Annotated in this window: 6 protein-coding genes and 1 pseudogene; all 7 read left to right on the forward strand. The window is 54.6% G+C overall.

Annotated features, from left to right (window positions below):
* Positions 1-5: 5 nt before the first annotated feature.
* Positions 6-2,213: a bifunctional prephenate dehydrogenase/3-phosphoshikimate 1-carboxyvinyltransferase gene (locus tag ACK6AU_RS15295; RefSeq protein ID WP_185699833.1), complete on the forward strand. Its 2,208-nt coding sequence runs from the start codon at positions 6-8 to the stop codon at positions 2,211-2,213.
* A complete protein-coding gene (cmk, locus tag ACK6AU_RS15300) occupies positions 2,213-2,899 on the forward strand; it encodes a (d)CMP kinase (protein ID WP_053133198.1) in 687 nt (228 codons plus the stop codon). Before ACK6AU_RS15295 ends, cmk begins: the two co-directional genes overlap by 1 nt.
* Positions 2,900-3,020: 121 nt before the next feature.
* Positions 3,021-4,715 (forward strand): 30S ribosomal protein S1, encoded by a 1,695-nt coding sequence (gene rpsA / locus ACK6AU_RS15305; protein ID WP_022640118.1) that lies wholly within the window; start codon positions 3,021-3,023, stop codon positions 4,713-4,715.
* 184 nt (positions 4,716-4,899) lie between these two features.
* A complete protein-coding gene (locus ACK6AU_RS15310) occupies positions 4,900-5,181 on the forward strand; it encodes a hypothetical protein (protein WP_409299838.1) in 282 nt (93 codons plus the stop codon).
* A 125-nt stretch (positions 5,182-5,306) separates the two neighbouring features.
* Complete coding sequence (gene ihfB / locus ACK6AU_RS15315) at positions 5,307-5,603, forward strand: integration host factor subunit beta (RefSeq protein ID WP_409299840.1); 297 nt, start codon at positions 5,307-5,309, stop codon at positions 5,601-5,603.
* Between the two features lie 372 nt (positions 5,604-5,975).
* Complete coding sequence (locus ACK6AU_RS15320) at positions 5,976-6,935, forward strand: UDP-glucose 4-epimerase family protein (protein ID WP_409299842.1); 960 nt, start codon at positions 5,976-5,978, stop codon at positions 6,933-6,935.
* A gap of 95 nt (positions 6,936-7,030) precedes the next feature.
* Positions 7,031-7,354 (forward strand): annotated as a pseudogene (locus ACK6AU_RS15325) (glycosyl transferase); the annotation flags it as partial.

The raw sequence follows: 7,354 nt of genomic DNA on the forward strand, positions 1-7,354 counted from the left end.
TGCCTATGATCGGTCGCCTGGTGGTGATCGGCTTGGGATTGATTGGCGGCTCCTTTGCCAAGGGGCTGCGTGAAAGTGGTATCTGTCGTGAAGTGGTTGGCGTTGACCTGGATCCGCAGTCCCGTCGATTGGCCGTGGAACTGGGGGTGGTGGATCGCTGCGAAGAGGACTTGGCCCTGGCTTGCCAGGGGGCTGATGTGATCCAGCTGGCGGTGCCGATCCTGGCCATGGAGAAATTGCTGGCCAAATTGGCGGGCATGGATCTGGGGCGGGCGGTGTTGACCGATGTCGGCAGCGCCAAAGGCAATGTGGTGCGGGCGGCGACCGAGGCTTTTGCTGGCATGCCGGCGCGCTTCGTGCCTGGGCATCCGATCGCCGGTTCCGAGCAAAGCGGCGTCGAGGCCTCCAATGCCCAGTTGTTTCGCCGGCACAAGGTGATCTTGACGCCGTTGGCGCAGACCGATGCGCTGGCGCTGGCGCTGGTCGACAGCTTGTGGCGCGAATTGGGGGCAGATGTCGAACATATGCAGGTCCAGCGGCATGACGAGGTCCTGGCTGCAACCAGCCATCTACCGCATTTGTTGGCATTCGGCCTGGTCGACTCGTTGGCCAAGCGCAGTGAAAATCTGGATATCTTCCGTTACGCTGCGGGCGGGTTCCGCGATTTCACGAGAATCGCTGGCAGTGACCCGGTCATGTGGCATGACATCTTCCTCGCCAATCGCGAAGCGGTCCTGCGCACACTCGATACATTTCGCAATGACCTCGACGCCTTGCGCGACGCGGTCGATGCAGGGGACGGGCATCAGTTGTTGGGCGTATTCACTCGCGCCCGGGTAGCCCGCGAGCATTTCGGTAAAATCCTGGCCCGCCGGGCCTATGTGGACGCTATGAACTCCAACGATCTGATTTTCCTGGCAAATCCTGGTGGCCGCCTGAGTGGGCGGATTCGTGTTCCAGGTGACAAATCGATTTCCCACCGCTCGATCATGCTCGGCTCCCTGGCCGAAGGCACCACTGAAGTGGAAGGTTTCCTCGAGGGGGAAGATGCGCTGGCTACCTTGCAGGCTTTCCGCGACATGGGGGTGGTCATCGAGGGGCCGCATCACGGCCGGGTGACCATTCATGGAGTCGGGCTGCATGGTTTGAAGCCGGCACCTGGCCCGATCTACCTGGGCAACTCCGGTACGTCCATGCGCCTGCTCTCCGGCCTGCTGGCTGCGCAGGATTTTGATAGCACCCTGACGGGCGACCCTTCACTGTCCAAGCGTCCAATGAATCGTGTGGCCAATCCGTTGCGGGAGATGGGCGCGGTGATCGAGACCGCGGCCGAAGGTCGCCCGCCGATGGTGATCCGTGGCGGTCATAAGCTCAAGGGCTTGACCTACACCTTGCCGATGGCCAGCGCCCAGGTGAAGTCCTGCCTGCTATTGGCGGGGCTGTACGCCGAAGGCAAGACCACGGTGACCGAGCCGGCGCCGACTCGCGACCATACCGAGCGCATGCTGCGCGGCTTCGGTTATTCAGTGGATGTCGAGGGAGCGACCGCCTCGGTGGTTTCCGGTGGCAAGCTCAAGGCTAGTCATATCGAGGTGCCGGCGGACATCTCCTCCGCGGCCTTCTTCCTGGTGGCCGCTTCGATCGCCGAAGGCTCCGAGCTGGTGCTGGAGCATGTGGGGATCAACCCGACTCGTACCGGGGTCATCGATATCCTGCGCCTGATGGGGGCCGACATTCGCCTGGAAAACCAGCGTGAAGTGGGTGGCGAACCGGTTGCAGACTTGCATGTGCGCGCAGCCAAACTCAAGGGAATCGAGATCCCGGAGGAACTGGTGCCGCTGGCGATCGACGAGTTCCCGGTACTGTTCGTCGCTGCTGCTTGTGCCGAAGGGCGTACTGTGCTGCGTGGCGCGGAAGAGCTGAGGGTCAAGGAGTCCGACCGCATCCAGGTGATGGCCGACGGCCTGCTGACCCTGGGTGTGAAATGCGAACCGACCCCGGATGGCATCATCATCGATGGTGGCCAGATTGGTGGTGGCGAGGTCCATGGTCATGGCGACCACCGGATTGCCATGGCCTTCAGTGTGGCCTCGTTGCGCGCCAATGCGCCGATTCGCATCCATGACTGCGCCAACGTCGCCACCTCCTTCCCGAACTTCCTTGCGTTGTGCGCCCAGGTCGGCATCCGTGTTGCCCAAGAGGCTCAGTCGTGATGAGCAAGGCGCCTGTAATCACCATCGATGGGCCAAGCGGTTCGGGCAAGGGCACCATCGCTGGCAAGCTGGCCGAGCATCTGGGCTGGTGTCTGCTGGACTCCGGGGCCTTGTATCGGTTGCTGGCGTTCGCTGCCCGCAATCATGGGGTCGATTTGACCAACGAGGAGTCGCTCAAGCTTCTGGCGGCTCATCTGGATGTACAGTTTCTGGGTGCTACCGAAAGCCATCCGCAACGGATCATCCTCGAAGGCGACGATGTGACCGACGACTTGCGTAACGAGCAGGTCGGTGCCTGGGCTTCCCAGGTCGCTGCATTGCCGGCCGTACGGGATGCGTTGTTGCAGCGTCAACGGGCCTTTCGTGAATTGCCGGGGCTGGTCGCCGATGGTCGTGACATGGGCACGGTAGTCTTTCCCGATGCGCCATTGAAGATTTTCCTGACCGCTAGTGCCGAGGAGCGTGCGCGCCGCCGCTACTTGCAGTTGAAGGGAAAGGTCGATGGTGTTAGTCTGTCGAGTCTGCTAGATGAGATTCGTGCGCGTGATGAGCGCGATACCCAGCGAGCGGTCGCCCCGCTCAAGCCGGCGGCTGACGCCATACAGCTGGATTCAACGGAGTTGTCCATCGATCAGGTGTTGCAACGCATCTTGAGCGAAATCGCCCTTCGCGATATCGCCGGGTGAACAAGGAAGATCGTAGGGGACCAGTCATAGTCCTGCGATCTTTCTTTTATATGAACGTAACCCACATTGTCTGGAATGTGGCAGATGGGCGGAATCTTCGCCCTTATCAACAGGAATTAAAATGAGCGAAAGCTTTGCGGAACTCTTTGAAGAAAGCCTGAAAACCCTGAACCTTCAGGCAGGCTCCATCATCACCGGTGTTATCGTCGACATCGACTACCAAGCGCGTTGGGTAACCGTTCACGCTGGTCTGAAGTCTGAAGCGCTGATCCCGCTTGAGCAGTTCTACAACGATGCCGGCGAACTGTCCATCAATGTTGGTGATGAAGTTCACGTTGCTCTGGACTCGGTTGAAGACGGCTTCGGTGAAACCAAGCTCTCCCGTGAAAAAGCCAAGCGCGCTGAATGCTGGATCGTTCTGGAAGCAGCCTTCGCAGCCGAAGAAGTGGTCAAGGGCGTTATCAACGGTAAGGTTAAAGGCGGCTTCACTGTCGACGTTAACGGCATCCGTGCGTTCCTGCCAGGTTCTCTGGTTGACGTCCGTCCAGTGCGCGACACCACGCACCTGGAAGGCAAAGAGCTCGAGTTTAAGGTCATCAAACTCGACCAGAAGCGCAACAACGTTGTCGTTTCCCGCCGTAGCGTCCTTGAAGCCGAGAACTCCGCCGAGCGTGAAGCTCTGCTGGAATCCCTGCAGGAAGGTCAGCAAGTCAAGGGTATCGTCAAGAACCTCACCGATTACGGCGCATTCGTCGATCTGGGTGGCGTCGACGGCCTGCTGCACATTACCGACATGGCTTGGAAACGTATCAAGCATCCTTCCGAAATCGTCAATGTTGGCGACGAGATCGATGTCAAGGTTCTGAAGTACGATCGCGAGCGCAATCGTGTTTCCCTGGGCCTGAAGCAACTGGGTGAAGACCCATGGGTTGCCATCAAAGCTCGTTACCCAGAAAGCACCCGCGTTACCGCTCGTGTAACCAACCTGACTGACTACGGCTGCTTCGCTGAGCTGGAAGAAGGCGTTGAAGGTCTGGTACACGTTTCGGAAATGGACTGGACCAACAAGAACATCCATCCTTCGAAAGTCGTACAAGTTGGCGACGAAGTGGAAGTTATGGTTCTGGACATCGACGAAGAGCGTCGTCGTATTTCCCTTGGCATCAAGCAGTGCAAGTCCAACCCATGGGAAGACTTCTCTGGCCAGTTCAACAAGGGCGACAAGATCTCCGGCACCATCAAGTCGATCACCGATTTCGGTATCTTCATTGGTCTGGACGGCGGCATCGACGGCCTGGTTCACCTGTCCGACATCTCCTGGAACGAAGTGGGCGAAGAAGCTGTGCGTCGCTTCAAGAAGGGCGACGAGTTGGACACCGTTATCCTGTCGGTTGACCCAGAGCGTGAGCGTATCTCCCTGGGTATCAAGCAACTGGAAAGCGATCCGTTCTCCGAGTACGTACAAGAGAACGACAAAGGCGCAATCGTTAAGGGTGTTGTAAAAGAAGTTGACGCCAAAGGCGCCATCGTCACCCTGGCTAACGATATCGAAGCTACTCTGAAAGCCTCTGAGATCAGCCGTGACCGCATCGAAGATGCGCGCAACGTCCTGAAAGAAGGCGAAGAAGTTGAAGCTAAGATCATCAGCGTTGACCGTAAGAGTCGTGTAATCCAGCTCTCCATCAAGTCGAAAGACGTTGAGGACGAGAAAGAAGCTATCCAGAGCCTGCGCGACAAGCCGGCTACCTCGGATATCGCTGCTGGTCCTACCACTCTGGGTGACCTGCTGCGTGCACAGATGGAGAAGCAGAACTAAGTTCTGGTTCACCAAAAAAGGGCGACTTCGGTCGCCCTTTTTTATGCCTGGAGATCAGCAAGGATATCTTGGAGTGAAACCAAGGCATGCAATCATGGGTCTCTCTAGGTGGGTAGATTGTATTTAAGGCTCTTGGCTTTCGCTGGACGAGCCAGGTATCTAGAAGCTTGACCTAGGGAGGAGTATGAGCAGGTTTATGGTCGTTAGTTTGATTTTGCTTTTGGTGGGTTGTGAAGCCAATGTGAGAACCCATGCAATTCGAGGGGTCACTGGTATCGAAATTGACTGTTCTGGATTGGGCGCGGATTGGGATAGATGCTACGAACGGGCTGCACGTGAGTGCGGCTCCAGTGGTTATCGGATCATCACTAAATCTAGCGATGCGAAGGATGAGGAGGGCGATTATCCCTTTGGCTGGAATCCGGCGGGGTATATGACGAGGACAATGCTGGTTATGTGTCGTTAAGGTTTTCGGTTGTTACAGATGCGTCTTGTTTGTATTGCTCGATGTGGGTGGGCTGTTCAAAACCTTCTGGGCATGCTAAAACCTTCTAAGCACTGATCTAGCTGCTTGAAAAAGAAGGGAAAAATATGACGAAGTCGGAGTTGATCGAACGAATTGTCACCCATCAAGGGCTGCTGTCATCCAAGGATGTCGAGTTGGCCATCAAGACGATGCTTGAGCAAATGTCTCAGTGTTTGGCTACTGGTGATCGGATCGAGATAAGGGGGTTTGGTAGTTTCTCACTCCACTATCGTGCTCCGAGGGTCGGCCGAAATCCGAAGACAGGTCAGTCGGTCAGCTTGGATGGGAAGTTTGTTCCGCATTTCAAGCCAGGCAAGGAGCTTAGGGATAGGGTTAATGAAGAAGACGATAATTCTTTTTAAGTTTTGACTCTGAGAGACTTCAAGCTTCCATAAGGAAGAAGTTATTCTCCAAATTACCCTTGCAATGTTGCTAGAGCAGGGCTTCTTTCTGTTCCGGAAAATTTAGATGTTCTTTCTGGTCATGCCATGCCTATAGACAGGTGTGGTTTTTTTGTATTTGCAATTTGAACTTTCGCTGTGGATTTTGCAGGTCACACCTATTGTAGGTTATTGGGAGTTCAACCTGTGCTGGCTGGCTTGCGGTATAAGGATCAATGGTGAGCGATTTTTGAGAGGAAATGTAGCTCCTCGGTGCATTGTAGGCGCATAATGCCAGCTTTTGAGTGTTTCAGGCATAGTCTGTAGCGCGAGTTTGAGAGGGTACGCTAAAAAATGACCAGGATTCTTTTGACAGGAGCATCCGGTTTTGTGGGAGGCGCTCTTCATGAGCGTTTAGCCAAATTCCCGACTTATGATTTGACCCTCGCACTACGTAGGCCCATGCAAACACTTGGGGCTGCTGTCACCAGTGCTCTGATCGAGCAAATCGACGGTGTTACGGACTGGACTCAATCACTGTTGGATTGCGAAGTGGTTATACATGCTGCTGCTCGTGTCCATGTAATGCGTGAGTCTTCCAAAGATCCTCTCGCATCGTTTCGAAAAGTGAATGTAGAGGGAACGCTGAATTTGGCGCGCCAAGCTGCGGCTAAGGGCGTTCGCCGTTTCATATTCATTAGCTCCATCAAGGTCAATGGTGAGGAAACCTTCGGGGTCCCCTATACCGCAGATTCTGAACCAGCTCCGGTGGATCCTTATGGTATTTCCAAGCTGGAGGCGGAACAGGGGCTCATGAGCATTGCCTCCCAGACCGGGATGGAGGTGGTGATCATTCGCCCAGTTCTAGTTTACGGCCCTGGGGTCAAGGCGAATTTCTTGAGCATGATGAAATGGTTGAGCCAAGGCATTCCGTTGCCTTTTGGTGCGATCAACAACAGGCGTAGTCTAGTGGCTTTGGGTAACTTGGTGGATCTTGTTGTCACATGTATCGATCATCCCAAGGCTGCCAATCAGAAGTTCCTCGTCAGTGATGGTGATGATCTTTCAACGACTATGTTGCTGAATAAAATGGCGCAAGCATTGAATAAGCCTGCTCGACTTTTACCTATCCCGAGTTTCTTTTTGAAGCTTGCAGCATTCTTGTTGGGCAAGCAGTCTCTTTCGCAGCGCCTCTGTGGCTCGCTTCAGGTCGATATCGACAAAAACCGAGAGTTGCTGGGATGGAAGCCACCGTTAAGCGTAGATTCTGCACTGGGTACTACAGCCAGGGATTTTCTTGCAAAAAATACCTGATTTCTATTTTTTAGTAGTTTTGTGCGTTTTTATTATTGGTTAAGAGTGGATATTCAATTAATACCCTCTTTTGTTTTTAAGGATTAGAAGTCTAGATGGCAATTAGCTGGTTGATGTTGGTGGTGCTCGGTGCTTCGCTTTTACTAACGTGGGTGCTGCGACGTTATGCGCTGACGCGCAGCCTCATGGATATTCCCAATGATCGTAGTTCCCATTCAGTTCCGACTCCGAGGGGAGGAGGTGTAGCGATTGTTCTGAGTTTTCTCTCCGCTATTCCCTTTTTAGGCGGGGTTGTTGAGATGCCCTGGCCTTACATATGGGCGTTATGGGGTGGGGGAGGGCTTATAGCTGTAGTTGTGTTTCTGTATGTTTATGGTCAAATCGCTGATGGTTGGTGGTTATTATATCATTTTTCCTTT

It is taken from the genome of Pseudomonas sp. KCJK8993 (genome assembly GCF_046230915.1).
Taxonomy (GTDB): domain Bacteria; phylum Pseudomonadota; class Gammaproteobacteria; order Pseudomonadales; family Pseudomonadaceae; genus Aquipseudomonas; species Aquipseudomonas piscis.